Consider the following 726-nt stretch of genomic DNA (forward strand, 5'->3'; position numbering starts at 1 on the left):
GATGCCATCGTCAGGCTCGTCGGTGCACTGCTGCTCGAACAGAACGACGAATGGGCTGTTCAGCGATCCCGTTACATGACCCTTGAGACCATCGCACAAATGAGCGATGATCCGTTAATCAGCCTGCCCGCTGCGGCTCGCTGACCCATTCCCGGCTCAGCCGGAAAGCACGGCGATCACAAAGCCGAGCTACACCACTCCCAGAGACGCGATCGCGGGCTCTGTTACCGTGCTATATCGGATCCATTTGAAAACGACACGTCTCGTTCGATTGGCTCCCACAAGAATGCGCTCCGCTCCTCCGCGCGCGGTTAAATCATGGTGTACCTTTGGGCTCCTAGAATCGGTTGATCAGTCGCGCGCATATGCCATGGGCGTCACCTAGCCCATCTTTCCCGGTTCGCGAAAAAAAGTGAGTAGAATCAATGTTCATCCCCCGAAAGTCTCCACTACAGGGTGGTTGCTGCAGGGCAATCGGGTGAGTTAACGGCAGACAATGTCTGAAATCTGTGAATCTGTGTGAATCCTCTGATTCGTCGAGGAGGTTTGCCATGGATTTGCAGGCGTCTATTTCGGAAGGGATTGTTTTTCTTTCGTATTTCTCAGAGCTTCCGGACAAGCGGCAAGCCCTGAAGGTGCGTTATCCGCTTGAGGAGGTTCTGCTTCTTTGCCTTGTCGCGATGATCTGCGACTGCAACTGCGTCAGCGAGATTGCCCGGTTTGGCG

1 protein-coding gene and 1 pseudogene are annotated in these 726 nt (G+C 54.5%); both read left to right on the forward strand.

Annotated features, from left to right (window positions below; translation table 11 throughout):
- Positions 1–144: pseudogene (locus AC1D06_RS42695) on the forward strand (IS256 family transposase); the annotation flags it as partial.
- A gap of 407 nt (positions 145–551) precedes the next feature.
- Positions 552–726: transposase family protein (locus AC1D06_RS42700; protein WP_477991635.1), on the forward strand; the 175-nt coding region annotated here is incomplete at its 3' end.

It is taken from the genome of Rhizobium sp. P2_G2 (genome assembly GCF_056403555.1).